Raw genomic sequence first — 17,896 nt, 5'->3', positions numbered from 1 at the left:
AAGTTTATACGGCCTAAAGTTGGCAATCGACCAAAAAATCCCGACTGGCATCGACATCTTCACCAGCGGTTGTAGGGGGATTCTGAAATGCCGCTTTGGCCTGTCCGCAATGCGCCAGGGTTTCGTACGCTTTGCACCCTAATCAACGGCGGCAGCGTGTTCGATGCACAACGACAAGGAAAGTCCCACCACCCTGACGCTTCTCGATGACGACCTGAGTTTCCAGGTGGTCCGGTTCAGCGGTCACGAAGCACTCAACCAGCCCTATCGATTCGACATCGAGGTTATCGGCCTGGCACCGGCCTTGAACCTTGAACGATTGCTGCACCAGCCGGCGTTCCTCGAGTTCGGCCACGACCAGGGCCTACATGGCGTGCTGCACAGCGCCGGATGTGAACATCGAAGCGCGCACCGGGTCGCTTACAAACTGGTGCTGGTGTCCCGTCTCCAGGCACTGGAGCAGCAACGCCGCCGACGGGTTTTCCAGCGCGCCAGCGTGCCCATGATCCTGCGCCAGTTGCTCGAGGAACATGGGCTGCCCGCCAGCAGTTATCGCTTTGAACTGACAACCGGGCACTATCCCGTGCGAGCTTTTTGCATTCAGTACGAAGAAACCGACCTCGCGTTGTTGCAACGATTGTGCGAGGAAGAAGGCATCCACTATCACTTCGAGCATCAACGCGACGGCCATGTGCTGGTATTGGCCGATGACAGCCTGAGTTTCCCCCAGGAGCCGCTGCTCCTGCCGTTGCGCAGTGACGCAGTCGACGATCACGAACTCGTGATCAGCGAACTGTTCCAGCGCCATGATGCGTCGCTCCCCCCTGTGCGCCCGGGTGCGAGGAATCCTGGTGCAGAGGACATCAGCGACGGCGCAGCCAATCACTCGTTCATCACGGCCAGACCGGTGCTCGCTCGCGAACAGCAGCATCGCGACCAACTCACCCGGCGACAGTTGGAACGCCTGCGGTGCCAGCACCTGCAAATACACGGTCAAAGCAACCTGGGAGTATTACTCAGCGGCCGGATCGTGCAGGTGGCCGGGCATCCCCTGGCGAGCTTCAATGATCAATGGCTGGTGACCGAAACAAGCCATCAGGGCGGCCAGGCGTCGATTCTGCTCGACGACTCAGCGGGCATGGCCCTGGGTTACCGCAACCAATTCAGCGCCATCCCCTGGTCGACGGTGTTCAGGCCCGCGCTTAAACAACCCAGGCCGAGCATTCCCGGGTATCAGCCCGGCCGGGTGTGCGGCCCGGTCGGACAACCGCCGACAGTGGACGAGGATGGCCGGATCCGGGTGGTCCTCTGGCCCGCCACAGACTCAGCCACAGAGTCGTTGTCCAGCGGCCTGTGGCTGCCCTTGGCGCTGACCACCGCCGAGGACTGGATCGATCCGTCCCGCTTGCCCGTGGCCGGCAGTGAGGTACAGGTGATTTTCCTCGACAGTGACCCGGATCGCCCGGTGCTCTGTACCGCGCTGGGTCCTCGGCCACAACCTCTGAACCCACCGCCCCGTGAACCCCGGGGCGATACCCGCCTGCTGTTCGACTGGTTGCTCCACCGTCCTTGAGTATGATCGATGTCCGCAACACGGTGTAACCGCCGCCGATGATGTACACATCGGCGACGAGGAACAGGATTCAGGTACGCAGGGGTTTGATGTTCATCGCCCGGTTGGGCACGCAGGGATGGTTGGTTTTCAGGCCGCCGGGGCGGCTGTTCCAGTGCGGGATCAGCACCAGCGCCGAGAACATCGCGCAGCCGGCGAAGACAATGAACACGGTGACCGAGTCGAAGTAACCCGGCAGCAATCCGCCGAGCACCGCCCCGACGGAACCGCAACCGTTGACGAACCCGGCCGCCGTCGCACCGGCCTTGGCCGTACCGAAATCGATCGCCGCCGCGCCGCTGATCATCGAGTCCGGCCCGTAGAGGGTCAGGCCCATGACGAACAAGAGCGCTACCACCAGGACCACACTGCCGGTATGCAGGGCACCCATGAACAATGCCAGGGTCACGGTGAGTGCCAACAGACTGAGTACGCAGGCCGGCATGCGCCGGGCGCCGAACAGTTTGTCCGAGGCCAGGCCGATCATGATCGGCCCGAGCAGCCCGGCCAGCTCGAACGAGGTCGGAATGATCGCCGCACCGACCTTGCCCACCGAAGGCATCTGTTCGAAGACGATCACCGGCCCCCACAGCAGAATCGCGTAGCGCGCCGGTTTCAGCATGAAGTACGCCAGCCCCAGCACCAGTACCGTGCGGTTGCGCAGGATTTCCTTGAGTGGCTCCCAGATACTGATTTTGCTTTGGGCAAGGGTTTCTTCAGCCGTCAGTTCGGGCTCCGGCTCCACAGCCGGCAAGCCGACGTCTTCAGGTTTGTTGCGTTGGAAAATAAAAAACAGCACGGCGACCAGCCCAACCACCGCCGCACTGGAAACAAACGCCGCATGCCAGGTGCCGATGAGCGTATACGCCCACCAGCCGGCAAACGGCGAGGCCACGAGCCCGCCGAAGGCGTAGCAGGAACTCCACAGGCCCAATACCCGACCGCGCTGTTCGGAGGGAAAGAAACTGCCCAGGTTCTTGCACAATCCCGACCAGCCGGTGGACTGCGCCAGGCCTTGTACGAGCATGCAGGTAGCAAAAATCGGTAACGTCGCAAAGTTGCCCATCACCAGCGCCGCACCCGCGGAAATCAGCAACCCGCCGAGTACCACCACCCGCGGCCCGAAGCGGTCGGCCAGGATGCCCCAGGTGAACTGCCCCACGGCGTAAGCCGTCAGGTAGATGGCATCGAGGTTGGCCATGGCCATTTTGTCGAGCATGAAGGTCGGGTCTTCGGCGATGCCGAGTTTGGCCACCGAGAACGCTTTGCGGGTGAAGTAGAAAGCGGCGTAGGCGAGCCAGGTGATCGCGAAGATCTGCACGCGCCAACGCTTGATGGTGCCGATGTGCTTGTTCATTGTGGTTCTGACCTCAGGGTGTGAGTGTGCCGGCAGAATTGGAAGCAAACGCCTGTTTTTTTATTGTTGAGCACTGCGATATCGCCCTGTCCCTACGGCGGATACCGGTCAGATGAGTCCTGTTTTGCACGCCCAGGCTCATGGCACCCGCTGCGGTTCGACTGACCGGTCAGCGGGGCTGAGAGTGATAAAAACAATTACTGTTTAATAAGTGAAATCGATTTATCGTATTTCCAAAATAAGCTTTGCTTGTTACTGGAGATATCGATGTCGGTTTCCCACGCCCAACTCAAAGCGTTCCATGCCGTTGCGGTACATGGAAGCTTTACCAAAGCCGCCGAGCGGCTATTTCTGACGCAGCCGGCGATTTCCGACCAGGTGCGCAAACTTGAAGAGCGCTACGGTGTTTTGCTGTTTCACCGCAACAAGCGTTCGGTACGCCTGACCGATCTGGGCGAACGCCTGCTGAGCGTTACCCAGCGGCTTTTTGTGATTGAGGCCGAAGCCCAGGAACTGCTGCAGGATTCCCAGGCCTTGCAGACCGGCAGCCTGATTCTGGCGGTGGATGCGCCGGTGCACGTGCTGCCGCAGATTGCCCGATTCTGCGAACGCTACCCCGGGATCAGCGTGAAGATCGAAACCGGCAACACCGATGAGTCGCTGTTTCGACTGTTCAACTATCAGGCCGACCTGGCGTTGCTGGGCCGTGATGTCAGTGACGAACGCCTGATCTCCCTGCCCCTGCGCAATGACCCGATGGTGGCGTTCGTGTCACGCAATCATCCTTGGGCCGACCGTGAATCCATCACCCTCGCCGACCTCGATGACACACCGCTGGTACTGCGGGAAATCGGCTCGGTGACGCGTCAGACCCTGGAGGAGGAAATGGCCGGCGCCGGGTTCCGCATTCGTCCGGCGATCCAGGTTGAAGGCCGGGAAGCGGCGCGTGAAGCGGTGGTGGTCGGGATTGGCATCGGCGTGGTGTCGGCGGCCGAGTTCGGCGCCGACTCACGGGTTTGCTCGTTGCCGATTACCGATTGCAAACGGCGGCTGACTGAAACGCTGGTGTGCTTGCGCGAGCAGAGTTCGAGGCGAATCGTGGCGACGTTTCTTGAAATGGTTCGCGAGAGTCTTGTGTAGGCAGGGCCGACGCCATCGCTGGCAAGCCAGCTCCCACAGGTATTGAGTCGTACACAAATCGGCGAACTGGCATAAATCCCTGTGGGAGCTGGCTTGCCAGCGATGGCGTCGGCCCTGCCTACGGAGTGGGCGCCAACCCCAAAAACGCCTGAATCAACCGCAAATCCCTGCGCCGCTCCATGCACCCGATCATGTGCCGGTTCACCAACCCCTCGCCAATGATCGGCACCGCCGCCACTCGCGGGTCGTGGCTGACTTCCACCGACGACACCACCCCCACCCCCAGTTCGGCGGCCACCGCCTCGGTCACCGCTTCGCGGCTGTCCAGTTCCAGCAGCACCCGCGGGTTGACCCTGGCCTGGGCGCAAGCCTCATCGAAGGTGCGCCGGGTAATCGAACTCGGTTCACGCAGCACCATGATCACCTGATCCAGCTCCTTGAGCTGCACGCCCTGGGTCTTCTGCGCCCAAGGGTGCCCGTCGGGCACCAGCGCACAAATCCGCGATTCGTTCAGTGCCTGCAGATGCAAGCCCTTGCGCGGCTCGACTTCGGTCAGCACCGCCACGTCGGCATGTTCGGACAGCAGCGCCGCCAGGGTTTCCTGGGCGTTGCCCAGGCGCAGGTTCACCGTGATCCCCGGATAGCGCGTGCGCAGGCTGGCAAGCATCGGCATGACCATGTGCGGACCGTCCGCCGCCACCTCCAGGCGCCCGGTCAGCAATTGCCGGTTGGCTTCGAGCATCACCTGCGCCTCTTCGGCCAGGCCGAACATCGCCCGGGTGATTGCCGCCAGCTTGGTGCCCTCCTCCGTCAGTTCCACGCGTCGGGCGGTGCGGCGCAGCAGGGTGATCTGGTAGTGCTCTTCCAGCGCCTTGATGTGCCCGGTGACTGCCGGCTGGCTGATGAACAGCCGCGCCGCCGCCCGGGTAAAACTGCCTTCCCGGGCCACGGCATCGAAGGCGCGGAGCTGAAACAGGTTCATGAATAACCCTCACTGATGGCTGGCATAACAATAAACAATTTGATTGATAGCTCGGCAAATTGCAATTTAAGCCCCGTAGCTTCATCCCATCGAATGCGAGGACACGAACATGAGTGCTGCCGAACCCATCCTGCTCACCCCCGGCCCGTTGACCACTTCGGCCCGCACCCGTCAGGCGATGATGATCGACTGGGGTTCATGGGATGACCGCTTCAATCAACTGACCGCCAGCCTCTGCGAGCAATTGCTGGCGATCGTCAACGGCGCCGCCACCCACCACTGCGTGCCCTTGCAAGGCAGTGGCACCTTCGCCGTCGAGGCCGCGATCGGCACCCTGGTGCCTCGCGATGGCAAGGTTCTGGTACTGATCAACGGCGCCTACGGCAAACGCCTGGCGAAAATCTGCGACGTGCTGGGCCGCTCCTTCAGCACCTTCGAAACCGCCGAAGACGAACCGACCACCGCCGCCGACGTCGACCGCCTGCTGCGTGCCGACAACGGCATCACCCACGTCGCTCTGATTCACTGCGAAACCAGCACCGGCATCCTCAATCCGCTGCCGGAGATCGCCCGGGTCGTTGCACAACACGGCAAGCGCCTGATCATCGACGCCATGAGTTCCTTCGGTGCCCTGCCGGTGGACGCGCAACAAGTGCCGTTCGACGCCCTGATCGCCGCCTCGGGTAAATGCCTGGAAGGCGTGCCAGGCATGGGCTTCGTTTTCGCTCGCAAAGAATCCCTGGCCAGCGCCGCCGGCAACTCGCATTCGCTGGCGATGGACCTGCAGGACCAGCACGCCTACATGGCCAAGACCGGCCAGTGGCGCTTCACCCCGCCGACCCACGTGGTCGCGGCGCTGCACGAAGCGCTGCTGCAATACACCGAAGAAGGCGGCTTGCCGGCCCGGCACGAACGCTACGCCGCCAACTGCCAGGCACTCATGGAAGAGATGGGCAACCTGGGGCTGCGCAGCTTCCTGCCGGCGGCCATTCAGGCGCCAATCATCGCCACCTTCCACGCCCCGAAAGATCCTCGCTACCAGTTCAAGGAGTTCTACGAGCGGGTCAAGGCCAAGGGTTACATCCTCTACCCCGGCAAACTGACCCAGGTCGAAACCTTCCGCGTCGGCTGCATCGGACATGTGCAACCGGCCGAGATGCGCGAAGCCGTGGCCGCGATTGGCGAGGTGTTGCGCGAGATGGAAGTGCTGGAGATCTGACCCACACCGCATTCCCCTGTGGGAGCGGGCTTGCTCGCGAAGAGGGACCGACATTCAACATGGATGTCGGCTGACACACCGCTTTCGCGAGCAAGCCCGCTCCCACCCAAATCTGCTCTTCATCCGCCAGTTTCCAAGGAATTTGATCACCATGAACTACTCCAACCCAAGCAAACTCCAGGCCGCCATCCTCGACTGGGCCGGCACCGTGGTCGACTTCGGCTCCTTCGCCCCGACGCAGATTTTCGTCGAGGCGTTCGCCGAGTTCGACGTCCAGGTGTCCATCGAAGAAGCCCGCGGCCCGATGGGCATGGGCAAGTGGGACCACATCCGCACCCTGTGCGATCTGCCGGAAGTTGCCGAGCGTTATCGCAAAGTCTTTGGCCGCACGCCGACCGACGACGACGTCACCGCGATTTACCAGCGTTTCATGCCGCTGCAGATCGAGAAAATTGCCGAACACTCGGCGCTGATTCCGGGCGCTCTGGAGACCATCGCCAACCTGCGCCAGCAAGGGATCAAGATCGGCTCCTGCTCCGGTTATCCGAAACAGGTCATGGACAAGGTGGTCGAACTGGCTGCCACCAACGGCTATGTGGCCGATCACGTGGTTGCCACCGACGAAGTCCCGAATGGCCGCCCATGGCCCGCCCAGGCGCTGGCCAACGTCATCGCCCTGGGCATCGACGATGTCGCCGCGTGCGTGAAGATCGATGACACCGTGCCAGGCATTCTCGAAGGTCGCCGCGCCGGCATGTGGACAGTGGCGCTGATCTGCTCGGGCAACGCCCTGGGCCTGGATTACGAAGGTTATCGCGCGCTGGACAGCGACCAACTGGTCAGCGAGCGCAAGCGCATCCATGGGATGTTCGAAGCTTCGCGCCCGCACTACATGATCGACACCATCACCGATCTGCCGCAGGTGATCGCCGACATCAACAAGCGCCTGGCCAACGGCGAAATGCCGCAATCAAGCTAAAAACCGCAACGTCCCCCTCCTGTAGGAGCGAGCTTGCTCGCGATAGAGTGTCAGATACGTTGATGTCGACTGACACACCATCGCGAGCAAGCTCGCTCCTACAGTGTTTTTCTGCCGACTCCCCGATCCAGAGCATCCAGCGTTCAATCACCTCAGGCAAACCCGGTGAAACAGGATTACAGTTAAGGCACGCCGTCGAACAAGAGCGGTGGCTTTAAACCGGACCTCTGAGGAACACCGAATGCCGTGGAAAAACTCTGCCTCGCGCTACAGCACCGTATCGATCACGCTGCATTGGTTGATGCTGGTCCTGCTGGCGTTGGTTTATGCCTGTATCGAGTTTCGCGGGCTCTTTCCAAAGGGCAGTGGCGGGCGCACGCTGATCGTCGAATCACACTTCATGCTCGGCCTGACCGTATTCGTCCTGGTCTGGCTGCGATTGTTCGCACGCAGTCTTGGCCCGGCGCCGCAAGTCTTCCCCGCCTCGCCGCCGTGGCAAACGACGCTGGCCAGGCTGATGCACTGGGCGCTGTACATTTTCATGATCGTCACGCCGATTCTCGGTTGGCTGGTCACCAGCGCCAAAGGCAACCAGGTGATGTTCTACGGTTTCGACCTGCCGATGCCGATCGCGGAAAACAAGGACCTGGCCAAACAACTCCAGGACTGGCACGAGCTCGGCGGCACTATCGGCTATTGGCTGATCGGCCTGCATGCCGTGGCCGCGCTGTATCACCATTATGTGGTGGGCGATAACACCTTGCTGCGGATGATGCCCAAGAGCGTGAACCGCGACTCCTGAAACCAATGAATTCAAATGTGGGAGCGGGCTTGCTCGCGAAGGCAGTGTGTCAGGCAATACAAAATTGACTGATACTCCGCTTTCGCGAGCAAGCCCGCTCCCACACTGGATCGCAGCGCCGCTCAGTTTTTTGATTTCAATCCCCGCCGCCCCTGCAAGCCGCCGGTGTGGATGAAGATCAGCCGCGTGCCTGGAGCGAACTTGCCTGCAGTGACTTGTTGCTCGAGGGCCATGAGCGCTTTGCCGGTATACAGCGGTTCCAGGGGTATTCCGCTGGTCTGCCCGGTCTTTTCGATGAACTCAAGCAGCAGCGGATCGACCTTCGCGAAGCCGCCGCGACTGGCCTCAAACAGCTCATACGTCGCATCGACCACCCCGGCTTCCTGCACGATCCGCTCGACCAGCTGCGCCACCCCATGATCGTCAGGCACCGCCAGGGCACCGTACACCGGGTGATCCCCCGCTTCGGCGAGCACCAGGCCAGCCAGCGTCGTGCCGGTTCCGCAGGCCAGCCACCAGCCGTCGTAGTCGTTCCAGCCTAACCCAGTCAGTTGCGCACAAACCTGCGCCCGCAACTGCATGCACCCTCGTGCGCCGGGTAATCCGCCTCCACCTTCAGGCACCGGATGCAATGTCGGATACTGCGTTTGCCATGGCTGCCAAAAACCGGCCTCGTGTCGCGCCCGATAGCCGCCGTAACCCAGCCAGTGCAACTGCATGCCAAATGCCTGCAAATCCCTCACGGTTGGCGTTTCCTGAGGATGTCCGCGCAACAGGCCGACGGTGGAAAAGCCGAAACGCCTGCCCGCCGCCGCCAGGGCGTGGAGGTGATTGGAGTGTGCGCCACCGAGACTGATGATGCCTTCGGTCCCCGCGCGGTCGGCGGTCTTCAGGTGTTCGATGAGCTTGAACCATTTGTTGCCGCTGATCAGCGGGTCGATCTGGTCCAGACGCAGGATCGCCACCTCGATGCCGGCGTGGGTGAGCCAGTCGAGGTGAAGGGGTTCGAGGGGAGCCTGGGGTAGCCAGGTGTCGGGAGGGAGAAGCATCAATGCCGGCTCTGGGTGAAGAGCCGGCATGTTATCAGCTGACTTGTGGTGAGGGGGCTTGCCCCCGTTGGGGCGCGAAGCGGCCCTGATACGACTGCTTCGCAGCCGAACGGGGGCAAGCCCCCTCGCCACAGGGTTTGTGAACAGCCTGATTACGTGGGTTACAACTGCGCCGCCAACCGCGAACCCTGATTGATCGCCCGCTTGGCATCCAGCTCTGCCGCGACATCCGCGCCACCGATCAGGTGTACGCTTTGCCCCGCCGCCACCAGGCTTTCATGCAATTCACGCAGCGGGTCCTGCCCGGCGCAAATCACGATGTTGTCCACTGGCAGTACCTGCGGCTCGCCGGTTTCGCCGATGCGGATGTGCAGGCCTTCGTCGTCGATCTTCAGGTATTCAACGCTGTTGAGCATCTGCACCTGCTTGTTCTTCAGACCCGTGCGATGGATCCAGCCGGTGGTCTTGCCCAGGCCGTCGCCGACCTTGGACTTCTTGCGTTGCAACAGGAACACCTCGCGGGCCGGCGCATGGGGCGCAGCCTTGATACCGGCGACACCACCGCGTGCCTCAAGGTGCGTATCGATGCCCCACTCCTTCCAGAACGCGGCGCGATCCTGACTGGTGGCGACACCTTCATGAACGAGGAACTCGGAGACGTCGAAACCAATACCGCCGGCACCAATCACCGCGACACGCTTGCCGACCGGCTTGCGCTCCAGGATCACATCCAGGTAGCTCAGCACCTTGGCGTTTTCCACGCCAGGAATCGCCGGCACGCGCGGCGCAATGCCGGTGGCCAGGATGATCTCGTCGTAGCCGCCCTCGACCAGCTGTGCCACGTCAACGCGGGTGTTCAGGCACACTTCGACATTGGTGGTCTGCAGCTTGCGGTTGAAGTAGCGAAGGGTCTCAAAGAACTCTTCCTTGCCCGGAACGCGCTTGGCGATGTTGAACTGACCGCCGATTTCGCTGGCCGAATCGAACAGCGTCACCTGATGGCCACGCTCGGCCGCCACGGTCGCGGCGGACAAACCGGCAGGGCCGGCACCGACCACGGCGATTTTCTTCAGTTGCTGCACGGGCAGGTAATTGAGTTCGGTTTCGTGGCAGGCACGCGGGTTCACAAGGCAACTGGTCAGCTTGCCGCCAAAGGTGTGATCGAGGCAGGCCTGGTTGCAGCCGATGCACGTGTTGATTTCATCGGCGCGACCTTCAGCGGCCTTGTTGACGAAATCCGGGTCGGCGAGGAATGGCCGCGCCATGGACACCATGTCGGCATCGCCCTCGGCGAGGATCTGCTCGGCGACTTCCGGCGTGTTGATGCGATTGGTGGTGATCAGCGGAATATTGACCGAACCCCGCAGCTTGGCCGTGACCTTGCTGAACGCCGCACGCGGCACTTTGGTGGCGATGGTCGGAATCCGCGCTTCGTGCCAGCCGATACCGGTGTTGATGATGGTCGCGCCGGCCTGCTCGATGGCCTTGGCCAGTTGAACGATCTCTTCCCAGGTGCTGCCGCCTTCGACCAGGTCGAGCATCGACAGACGGAAAATGATGATGAAGTTCGGGCCGACCGCTTCACGCACGCGGCGAACGATTTCCACCGGCAGGCGCATGCGGTTTTCATAGCTGCCACCCCAGCGGTCGGTACGGTGGTTGGTGTGGGCGGCGAGGAACTGGTTAATGAAATAACCTTCGGAGCCCATGATTTCCACACCATCGTACTCGGCGGTTTGCGCCAGTACCGAGCAGGTGACGAAATCGCTGATCTGCTTCTCGATGCCCTCCTCGTCCAGTTCCTTTGGCTTGAACGGGTTGATCGGCGCTTGAATGGCGCTGGGTGCAACCTGTTTCGGGCTGTAGGCATAACGACCGGCGTGGAGGATCTGCATGCAGATCTTGCCGCCTGCGTCATGAACGGCACGGGTGACGATACGGTGCTTGAGCGCCTCTTCTTCGGTCGTCAGCTTGGCCGCACCGGAATACACGCCACCTTCGTCGTTCGGGCCGATACCGCCGGTAACCATCAGGCCGACACCGCCACGGGCACGTTCGGCAAAGTACGCCGCCATGCGTTCGAAACCACCCGGTTTCTCCTCAAGGCCCGTGTGCATCGAACCCATCAGGGTGCGATTGCGCAGCGTGGTGAAACCCAGGTCCAGCGGAGCCAACAGGTGCGGGTATTGAGCGGCGGTCATCGGTAACTCCACATCGATCGATCACGGAAAGTGCAGGAGCTCTACGGCCCCCATCAGTCATGTTCGACAGACTAAGAGTCGCGACGCCGTCGCTCAATGACCGTAACTGACAACTTAATGATCGAAATGTGCAGCAACAGGGGGTGACCGGGAGTGGCCACCCCTCACAGGGTCAATTGCCCGTAAATACCGGCTTGCGCTTTTCGAAGAAGGCACGCGCACCTTCAGCCTGATCCTTGCTCGCCGCGCAGCGCAGGAAAGCTTTGCGCTCTTCACGCAGTCCTTCGTCCAGCGTCCTCTCGTCGGCGCCTAGGATACAGCGCAGTACACCGTCCACGGCCAGCGGTGCCTTCTGCGCCAGTTCCTGCGCCAGCGCCATCGCTGCTGCCTTGAGTTCGGCGACTGGATGAACGGAGCGCACCAGCCCCATGCGCAAGGCCTCGTGACCGTCAATCCTGCGGGCACGCAACACCATATCGAGTGCGTTGTCACGACCAATGCAGCGAGTCAGGCGCACCGAACCGCCCCATGCCGGCACGGTTCCCAGATCCATCTCGGGCAGACCTATCTGAGTGTCAGCATCGGCGGCGAGACGGAAATGGCAGGCCAGGGGTAATTCGAGTCCGCCGCCCAGGCAGTAGCCGAACAGGGTGGCAACGGACGGCTTGCCCAGGGACTCGATGCGCGCCAGAACACGTAGGCGCTGGTCGAGCACGGTGTCCCAACCACCGCGGGCTGGAACCTCGCGCATCGCTTCCTTGAGGTCCATGCCGACGGAGAAATTGGCCTCGCCTTCACCCGTGAAAAGCAGGGCACGTACACTTGAATCGGTGGCGGCCTCTTCAACCGCCGCTTCCAAAGCGTCGATGAAAGCGAAGCTCATTCGGTTGATCGGTGCGTCATTGATGCTGATGGACATAACGGCGCCGTGACGCGTGATCAACAAGGGTTTTTCGTTGGACATGGTGGGTGATTCCTTTTTGTAAGGGGCGCGCAGGCATTGTTGTACGGCGATCGCAAAGTTGTCGGCCGTCAAAAAATGCGGAAATGTTTTTGTCGCAGCGAAGCGTGTCAGGCCACTTCAGGGGGCTGTTCCGGTTCCGGGAAAATATGACCGCCTTCCATGGCCCATGAAGCGGGAATGTCGACCACTGCCACGACCACTGCATTCGCATCAGCCCCGGTGACTGCCATGTAAACGTCGGTGATTGCGCGCAGGATAGTGTGGCGCGTCGCCTGTGATCGTCCTGCACGTATCTGGCCGCGAATTATCGCGGGGGTCGCAACTTGGCCGGCGGTGAATGCGCTTCCCGCTTCAAGCTCCTTGAACAGCACATGCACATAGCTGGCCGGCGCGCCCGTCTCCTGAGTGTGAATGGATGTGATGGACTCGGCCAGCGATTGGCGTTGACGCTCGCTGAGCGTTCCTTTGACGGTCTGGCATTCATAGAGGGGCATGGAAAACTCCTTTGAAGACGTTATGCAACAGTCAGGTACACAGGGCCTCAGCCCTTCAACTTGATGATCAGTTCGATCAGCTTGTTGGGCTTGAGCGGTCCTTTGTCGTAGGGCGGCAGCATCATCCTGGTGGCGGCGAAGAAGCCCTGACGATAGACAGGGCGCATTTTGGAAAAGGTCTGAAAGCCTTCGTAACCGTGGTAATGGCCCATACCGCTGGCGCCGACGCCGCCGAAGGGCATGTCGTGCTGAGCCACGTGCAGCAGCGCGGTGTTGATGCATACGCCGCCCGACATGATGTGGGTCACGTAGTAGTCCTGCAGGGCGCGGTCCCTGGTGAAGGGATACAGCGCCAGAGGCCTGTCGTGCTGGTTGACATAACCAGCCACTTCTTCGCGGCTGGTGTAGGTCTTGACCGGCAGCAGCGGGCCGAAGATCTCGCGCTGCATGATGACCATGTCGTCGCTGACGTCGAATACCAGGGTCAGCGGGAATTTGCGCAGGGTCTTGTCCGGCGTCTGGCCGGGGAAAAGATTGACCACGCGCGCGCCCTTGGCCACAGCGTCATCCAGCGTGGCCTGCATGCGGTCATAGGCGCGCTGGTCGATCATGGACGTGTAATCGGCATGATTGATGTCGGGGTAGCGCTCGGCAATTACCCGCTGGGCTTCGCGCTCGAAGTCCGCCTCGGAGCCGGCGGGAATGAAGACATAGTCGACGTTGGTGCAGATCTGGCCTGCATTGAAGGCCTTGCTCCACATGATGCGATCGACGGCCAGGGTCATCGGGAAATCCGGCGCGACCACGGCGGGTGATTTTCCGCCCAATTCCAGTGTCACCGGGGTCAGGTTGCGCGCAGCATTCGCCATCACGGCGCGGCCGGTCTGACCCGAACCCGTGAAGAACAGATGGTCGAAGCGGATCGAGGAAAAAGCCGGGCCCACCGAGCCATTGGCGCTGCTGTCTTCGAAGAACTGAAGCTGTTGCGGCGGGAAATATTTCGGTGTGATGGACATCAGAAAACGCGTCAGGTTGTTCGAGTTTTCCGACATCTTGACCATCGCCCGGTTGCCGGCGGCGAAGATGGCGGTGAGTGGCCCGAACGACAGCATCAGCGGAAAGTTCCAGGGTACGATCACGCCGACCACACCCAGCGGCTGGGGAATGACGCGGTTGCTGGAGGTGGGGTAGACCATCAGATCGATGTGGCGCTTCTGCGGCTTCATCCATTTCTTCAGGTGCTTGATGGTGGATTTGATATCTCCCAGCACCACGAAAAACTCGGCGAACAGCGTCTCGAAGGTGGAACGGTTGCCGTAGTCCTGGTTAATCGCTTCAATCAGTGCTTGGCGGTTGTCCTTCAGCATCCGCGCCAACTTTTTAAGGTCTTCCACGCGCTGGGCATAGCTGCGCTCGGGCGTGGCGAGGTAGGCGGCGCGTTGGTGCTCGAAGCAGGATTGCATGGCGGGGGGAACGATGGGCGGGGCAATATTCAGGGCACTCATGCCGAGGTCCTTGTGTAGTGATTGAAAAGCGGCAAATGGGTTTGGCTACGCTTGTCGCGCAGCCGCCCCCCTTCTATTGCAAAGGATTCAATGCATCCGGTGTGGCGCTCACGCGTCCTTGAAGTTCGGCGCTCGTTTTTCCAGGAAGGCTGCAGCGCCTTCCTTGAAGTCTTCTGCGCCGGTCAACCGGGCGACTTCACTTAGCAGTGTTGCAAGCGCCGCCTCGGGACCTTTTTCACGGGCCAGGCGAACCGACGTAAGCGCTGCTTTAACCCCGGACGGTGAGTTCTGCGCAATCAGCCGAGCGAATTCGAAAGCGCGCGTCATCAGCTGGCTCTGCGGTACGACTTCTTGCACCAGCCCCATCCGGCACGCGGACTGAGCATCAAACTCCTCAGCCGTCAGGATGTAGCGAAGCGCGTTACCGAGACCGATTTTTGCCGGCAAGAACACGGTGGCCCCCCCGAACGGGAACAATCCGACTGCCACTTCGCGCTGAATGAACGTGACATCTTGCGCGGCGATGACAATGTCCGCCGCTGCCGCCAGCTCCACCCCCAGGTTCATGCACTTGCCATGAACGGCGAGCACCACCGGTTTGCTCCGGCGGCGAACGGCCGGGTCGATTTCGAGCAGATCCACCAGCGATGGATCGCCGATTCGCAACTCTCCCCGCGCGGCGAGAGGCGCAGTGCTGACGATGTCCATGCCCGAAGTGAAGACCAGGCCATTGGCATGCAACACCGCACAACGCAGGCTTGGATCGTCTTCGTAGATCGCCATGGCCTTGGCCAGGCCGATGAACATGTCGCGGTCGAAGGCATTCATCTTGCGCGGACGGTCCAGGCAGATCGACAGCACATTACCGTGGCGCGTAATGACGACCCGATCCTCAAGGCGGTCGCCGGACGCGGCATGGGTTTCGCGTTTTTCGCGCTCGCGCAGTACCAGGATCCGCCGCAGGATTTTCCCTGCCGGGTTTTTCGGAATGGAATCGATGAATTCGATGTCGCGCAGTTTCTTGTAGGGGGTTACACGCTGTGCGACGAAGTCGATCAGTTCGGCTTCTGTCACAGGTGAGCGCAGCACAACGAAGGCTTTGGGCACCTCACCGGATTCGGTGTCAGGACTGGGCACGACGCCGGCATCCGCCACCGCCGGGTGCATCAACAACACACTTTCGAGTTCGACCGGGCTGATCTGGAAGCCTTTGAACTTGATGAACTCTTTGGCGCGGTCGATGATTCGCAGATTGCCGTGCTCATCGATCCGGCCTACATCTCCGGTTCGCAGCCAGCCCTGCGCATCGATCGTTTCGGCGGTTGCCGCCGGATTGTTGAAGTAGCCGAGCATCACATTGGGACCGCGTATCAGCAACTCGCCATCCGCACCTGGCGCCACGTCTTGGCTGCCGCCGATTTCCACGACCCGCACCTCAATGCCATGCATCACCCGGCCGACCGAACCTTCGGCCTCTTTCGGCATGCCGGGCTCGGAAACAGCGCCGGTGGTAGTGGATTCGGTAAGGCCCCAGCCGTTGAGCACCGGTACTTTCAATCGATCGGCGGCGCTCTTCAGCAGGTCGGCACTGATGGGTGAGGCACCGGAGATGGCGAGCCGCAGGCTCGACAGGTCGAAGTGATCGACCAAAGGATGCTTGGCAAACTGCAACACAACGGGAGCAACGACCGGGGCGACAGTGATTTTGTAATCCTGAATCACGCGCAAAGTCACTTCCAGGTCGAGCGCGGGCAGCACGATCAAGCGCGCTCCCTGAGAAAGAGCCGAGCCTATGAAGCTGGTCTGTCCATAGATATGGAAGAACGGCAGCGCCGCCAGGATAGTGTCGGACCTGCGGAAAACCTGGGCGGCGGTCACCTGCTCGGTCGCCGCAACGTAGTTGCGATTGCTGAGCATCACCGCCTTGGGGAAGCCGCTGGTGCCACTGGAGAACATCAGGGCCAACAGGTCTTTTTGCACATCACGGCAGCGCTCTTCGGCCAGCGGCTTGCCCTCCAGCAACGAGGAAAACGGCGTGAGGCCCGCGGACTCACCCAGCACGAAAATGTCTTTCAACGGCAATACGGTCAGGGTGTCGCGTAGCCTTTCGAAGACTGGCGGGGTGACGATCACACGCGTGGCCCCAACCAGCTTGAGGAGTTCTCGCACGTCCTCCGGTGAGGACATGGGATTGAGTGTGGAGTACACACCGCCGGCGAAGGCTATACCGTACAGAGCCACCGGGAACCAAATGCTGTTCGGCGCGATGATGGCGGTGACCTCCCCTGGCTCCAGACCGCGCTCTATCAGGTTGCCGGCAAGCACACGCACATGCCGGGACAGTTCGGCATAGGTCAGCTGTTCACCGCTCAGCCCGTCGATCAGCGCCGGGTTGTCTGCGTAGCGTTGGATTCGTTCCAGGAATAGCCCGGCGAAGGACCCGGCTGGCACTTCCAACGGCCTTTGCAACAGAAATGAATTCATGTATCTACCCCGCTCGTGGTATTGGTCATGGCGTGTTCCGGGCCACATGGGAGCGCCTCGGATCATCGATCTCGTGAACAACAGTACGAGCGGGGTCGTGAGCTCGACAAACGACATTGGTTTTACTTGGATGACAAAATGTCACGTGAAAAGAAGATCCTCATCCCTGCGGAGAGCGTGCGACAACTGCCCGCGCTCAATGCCTTTGAAGCCGCTGCGCGGCTGGGCTCCTTTCAAGAGGCCGCGACGTTCCTGCACCTGACGCCTTCGGCAATCAGTCACCAGGTTCGAAGGCTGGAAGGCGTATTGGGTGTGGCACTTTTTGTTCGACGCAATCGGCAAATCGAATTGACCGAAAGCGGTCGCAAGCTGCAGCTGCACGTCAGCCGGGGGTTGGCCGAAATCTCTATCGGGCTTCAGGCGGTCAAACAAGCCAGTGACACCAGCCCTTTACGCATCAGTGTGGCGCCCAGTTTCGCGGCGACCTACCTGAGTGCGGGCATGGCGCAGTTCGAACGTGAGAACCCGGATATCACCGTGCATATGGAGTTTTCATCCAGAGTGGCCGATCTGGAAGCCCGCGAGCTGGACATCGCCATTCGCCACACCACGCAAACCCGATTCAACGTATTTTCCGAAAAACTGGCAGATGTATCCGGTGCGCCTGTCTGTGCACCGCAAATAGCGGCAAGGCTTGTTGCCGGGGAACGTATCGAGAATATCCCTCGCATTGCGCTAGCCCAGGCGCCTGGGGTCTGGACGCTTTGGAATCAAGCCGCCGGACGCATGGATATCCCGCCACAGCGTGAGCTGCTTTTTGAAAATCTGAGTGATGGCCTGCAGGCGGCCATTGACGGTCACGGATTGATGATGGCTCCGCTGGGGCTTATCGAAAAGCACCTGAAGAATGGCCAATTGGTCCTGCCTTTCAAGGAGAGGCTGGAGCGAGTGTCTGCCTACCGCCTGCTGTGTCTCAATGGCAATGAGATGTCTCCCAAAGTCTTGCGGCTGCGGCGCTGGTTAAAGGCTGTGATTCGCAAAAGCGGCCATTTCGGCGACGGTCTCGATGTCGCCAGCCATCAGGTCCCGCGCGAAGATCGATAACCTT

Annotated in this window: 14 protein-coding genes; 6 read left to right on the top strand and 8 right to left on the bottom strand. The window is 61.1% G+C overall.

Translation table 11 applies throughout. The features are described from left to right. Positions 1-163 precede the first annotated feature (163 nt). Entirely contained in the window at positions 164-1,573 is a 1,410-nt protein-coding gene (locus AB7M25_RS10560) for a type VI secretion system Vgr family protein (protein WP_454237263.1), read from the top strand. 70 nt (positions 1,574-1,643) lie between these two features. Here the strand turns inward: AB7M25_RS10560 and AB7M25_RS10555 are convergent, their stop codons facing one another. After that, entirely contained in the window at positions 1,644-2,969 is a 1,326-nt protein-coding gene (locus AB7M25_RS10555; RefSeq protein ID WP_429383116.1) for an MFS transporter, read from the bottom strand. A gap of 267 nt (positions 2,970-3,236) precedes the next feature. On the opposite strand from AB7M25_RS10555, the gene AB7M25_RS10550 reads away from it, so the two are divergent. Then, complete coding sequence (locus AB7M25_RS10550) at positions 3,237-4,109, top strand: LysR family transcriptional regulator (RefSeq protein ID WP_429383118.1); 873 nt, start codon at positions 3,237-3,239, stop codon at positions 4,107-4,109. A 118-nt stretch (positions 4,110-4,227) separates the two neighbouring features. Here AB7M25_RS10550 and AB7M25_RS10545 read toward each other — a convergent pair whose 3' ends face one another. Continuing rightward, positions 4,228-5,091: a LysR substrate-binding domain-containing protein gene (locus AB7M25_RS10545; protein WP_429383120.1), complete on the bottom strand. Its 864-nt coding sequence runs from the start codon at positions 5,089-5,091 to the stop codon at positions 4,228-4,230. A gap of 109 nt (positions 5,092-5,200) precedes the next feature. On the opposite strand from AB7M25_RS10545, the gene AB7M25_RS10540 reads away from it, so the two are divergent. The 3 genes from AB7M25_RS10540 (at position 5,201) to AB7M25_RS10530 (ending at position 8,091) form a co-directional block, all read left to right on the top strand. Beyond that, positions 5,201-6,310: a 2-aminoethylphosphonate--pyruvate transaminase gene (locus tag AB7M25_RS10540; RefSeq protein WP_429383122.1), complete on the top strand. Its 1,110-nt coding sequence runs from the start codon at positions 5,201-5,203 to the stop codon at positions 6,308-6,310. A gap of 151 nt (positions 6,311-6,461) precedes the next feature. Then, positions 6,462-7,289: a phosphonoacetaldehyde hydrolase gene (gene phnX, locus AB7M25_RS10535; protein ID WP_429383124.1), complete on the top strand. Its 828-nt coding sequence runs from the start codon at positions 6,462-6,464 to the stop codon at positions 7,287-7,289. Between the two features lie 241 nt (positions 7,290-7,530). Then, complete coding sequence (locus AB7M25_RS10530) at positions 7,531-8,091, top strand: cytochrome b (protein ID WP_116581306.1); 561 nt, start codon at positions 7,531-7,533, stop codon at positions 8,089-8,091. A 122-nt stretch (positions 8,092-8,213) separates the two neighbouring features. Here the strand turns inward: AB7M25_RS10530 and AB7M25_RS10525 are convergent, their stop codons facing one another. The 6 genes from AB7M25_RS10525 to AB7M25_RS10500 form a co-directional block, all read right to left on the bottom strand. Beyond that, the gene (locus AB7M25_RS10525; RefSeq protein WP_429383127.1) at positions 8,214-9,140 is read right to left on the bottom strand and encodes a 1-aminocyclopropane-1-carboxylate deaminase/D-cysteine desulfhydrase; all 927 of its coding nucleotides are present in this window, start codon (positions 9,138-9,140) and stop codon (positions 8,214-8,216) included. A gap of 161 nt (positions 9,141-9,301) precedes the next feature. Beyond that, positions 9,302-11,341 (bottom strand): oxidoreductase, encoded by a 2,040-nt coding sequence (locus tag AB7M25_RS10520; RefSeq protein ID WP_007976959.1) that lies wholly within the window; start codon positions 11,339-11,341, stop codon positions 9,302-9,304. Between the two features lie 172 nt (positions 11,342-11,513). Then, on the bottom strand, positions 11,514-12,305 hold the full coding sequence (locus AB7M25_RS10515; RefSeq protein ID WP_454237262.1) for an enoyl-CoA hydratase/isomerase family protein: 792 nt from the start codon (positions 12,303-12,305) through the stop codon (positions 11,514-11,516). Between the two features lie 107 nt (positions 12,306-12,412). Further along, complete coding sequence (locus AB7M25_RS10510; RefSeq protein ID WP_429560853.1) at positions 12,413-12,799, bottom strand: tautomerase family protein; 387 nt, start codon at positions 12,797-12,799, stop codon at positions 12,413-12,415. Positions 12,800-12,846: 47 nt separating this feature from the next. After that, a complete protein-coding gene (locus AB7M25_RS10505) occupies positions 12,847-14,304 on the bottom strand; it encodes a coniferyl aldehyde dehydrogenase (protein ID WP_454237261.1) in 1,458 nt (485 codons plus the stop codon). Between the two features lie 108 nt (positions 14,305-14,412). Beyond that, on the bottom strand, positions 14,413-16,905 hold the full coding sequence (locus AB7M25_RS10500; protein WP_454237260.1) for a crotonase/enoyl-CoA hydratase family protein: 2,493 nt from the start codon (positions 16,903-16,905) through the stop codon (positions 14,413-14,415). Positions 16,906-16,926: 21 nt separating this feature from the next. Between AB7M25_RS10500 and AB7M25_RS10495 the strand changes: the two genes are divergently transcribed. Further along, the gene (locus AB7M25_RS10495) at positions 16,927-17,892 is read left to right on the top strand and encodes a LysR substrate-binding domain-containing protein (RefSeq protein WP_454237259.1); all 966 of its coding nucleotides are present in this window, start codon (positions 16,927-16,929) and stop codon (positions 17,890-17,892) included. The last annotated feature ends 4 nt before the right edge of the window (positions 17,893-17,896 follow it).

Source organism: Pseudomonas sp. AP3_22 TE3818 (assembly GCF_053628995.1).
The sequence above is the reverse complement of the archived record's forward strand: the minus strand, read 5'-3'. Positions and strand labels throughout refer to the sequence as shown.

What these genes read in the sequence shown, in the direction of transcription:
- AB7M25_RS10560 (WP_454237263.1), top strand. Translation starts at nt 164, where the DNA reads ATGCACAACGACAAGGAAAGTCCCACCACCCTGACGCTTCTCGATGAC.
- AB7M25_RS10555 (WP_429383116.1), bottom strand. Translation starts at nt 2,969, where the DNA reads ATGAACAAGCACATCGGCACCATCAAGCGTTGGCGCGTGCAGATCTTC.
- AB7M25_RS10550 (WP_429383118.1), top strand. Translation starts at nt 3,237, where the DNA reads ATGTCGGTTTCCCACGCCCAACTCAAAGCGTTCCATGCCGTTGCGGTA.
- AB7M25_RS10545 (WP_429383120.1), bottom strand. Translation starts at nt 5,091, where the DNA reads ATGAACCTGTTTCAGCTCCGCGCCTTCGATGCCGTGGCCCGGGAAGGC.
- AB7M25_RS10540 (WP_429383122.1), top strand. Translation starts at nt 5,201, where the DNA reads ATGAGTGCTGCCGAACCCATCCTGCTCACCCCCGGCCCGTTGACCACT.
- phnX (WP_429383124.1), top strand. Translation starts at nt 6,462, where the DNA reads ATGAACTACTCCAACCCAAGCAAACTCCAGGCCGCCATCCTCGACTGG.
- AB7M25_RS10530 (WP_116581306.1), top strand. Translation starts at nt 7,531, where the DNA reads ATGCCGTGGAAAAACTCTGCCTCGCGCTACAGCACCGTATCGATCACG.
- AB7M25_RS10525 (WP_429383127.1), bottom strand. Translation starts at nt 9,140, where the DNA reads ATGCTTCTCCCTCCCGACACCTGGCTACCCCAGGCTCCCCTCGAACCC.
- AB7M25_RS10520 (WP_007976959.1), bottom strand. Translation starts at nt 11,341, where the DNA reads ATGACCGCCGCTCAATACCCGCACCTGTTGGCTCCGCTGGACCTGGGT.
- AB7M25_RS10515 (WP_454237262.1), bottom strand. Translation starts at nt 12,305, where the DNA reads ATGTCCAACGAAAAACCCTTGTTGATCACGCGTCACGGCGCCGTTATG.
- AB7M25_RS10510 (WP_429560853.1), bottom strand. Translation starts at nt 12,799, where the DNA reads ATGCCCCTCTATGAATGCCAGACCGTCAAAGGAACGCTCAGCGAGCGT.
- AB7M25_RS10505 (WP_454237261.1), bottom strand. Translation starts at nt 14,304, where the DNA reads ATGAGTGCCCTGAATATTGCCCCGCCCATCGTTCCCCCCGCCATGCAA.
- AB7M25_RS10500 (WP_454237260.1), bottom strand. Translation starts at nt 16,905, where the DNA reads ATGTCGTTTGTCGAGCTCACGACCCCGCTCGTACTGTTGTTCACGAGA.
- AB7M25_RS10495 (WP_454237259.1), top strand. Translation starts at nt 16,927, where the DNA reads ATGTCACGTGAAAAGAAGATCCTCATCCCTGCGGAGAGCGTGCGACAA.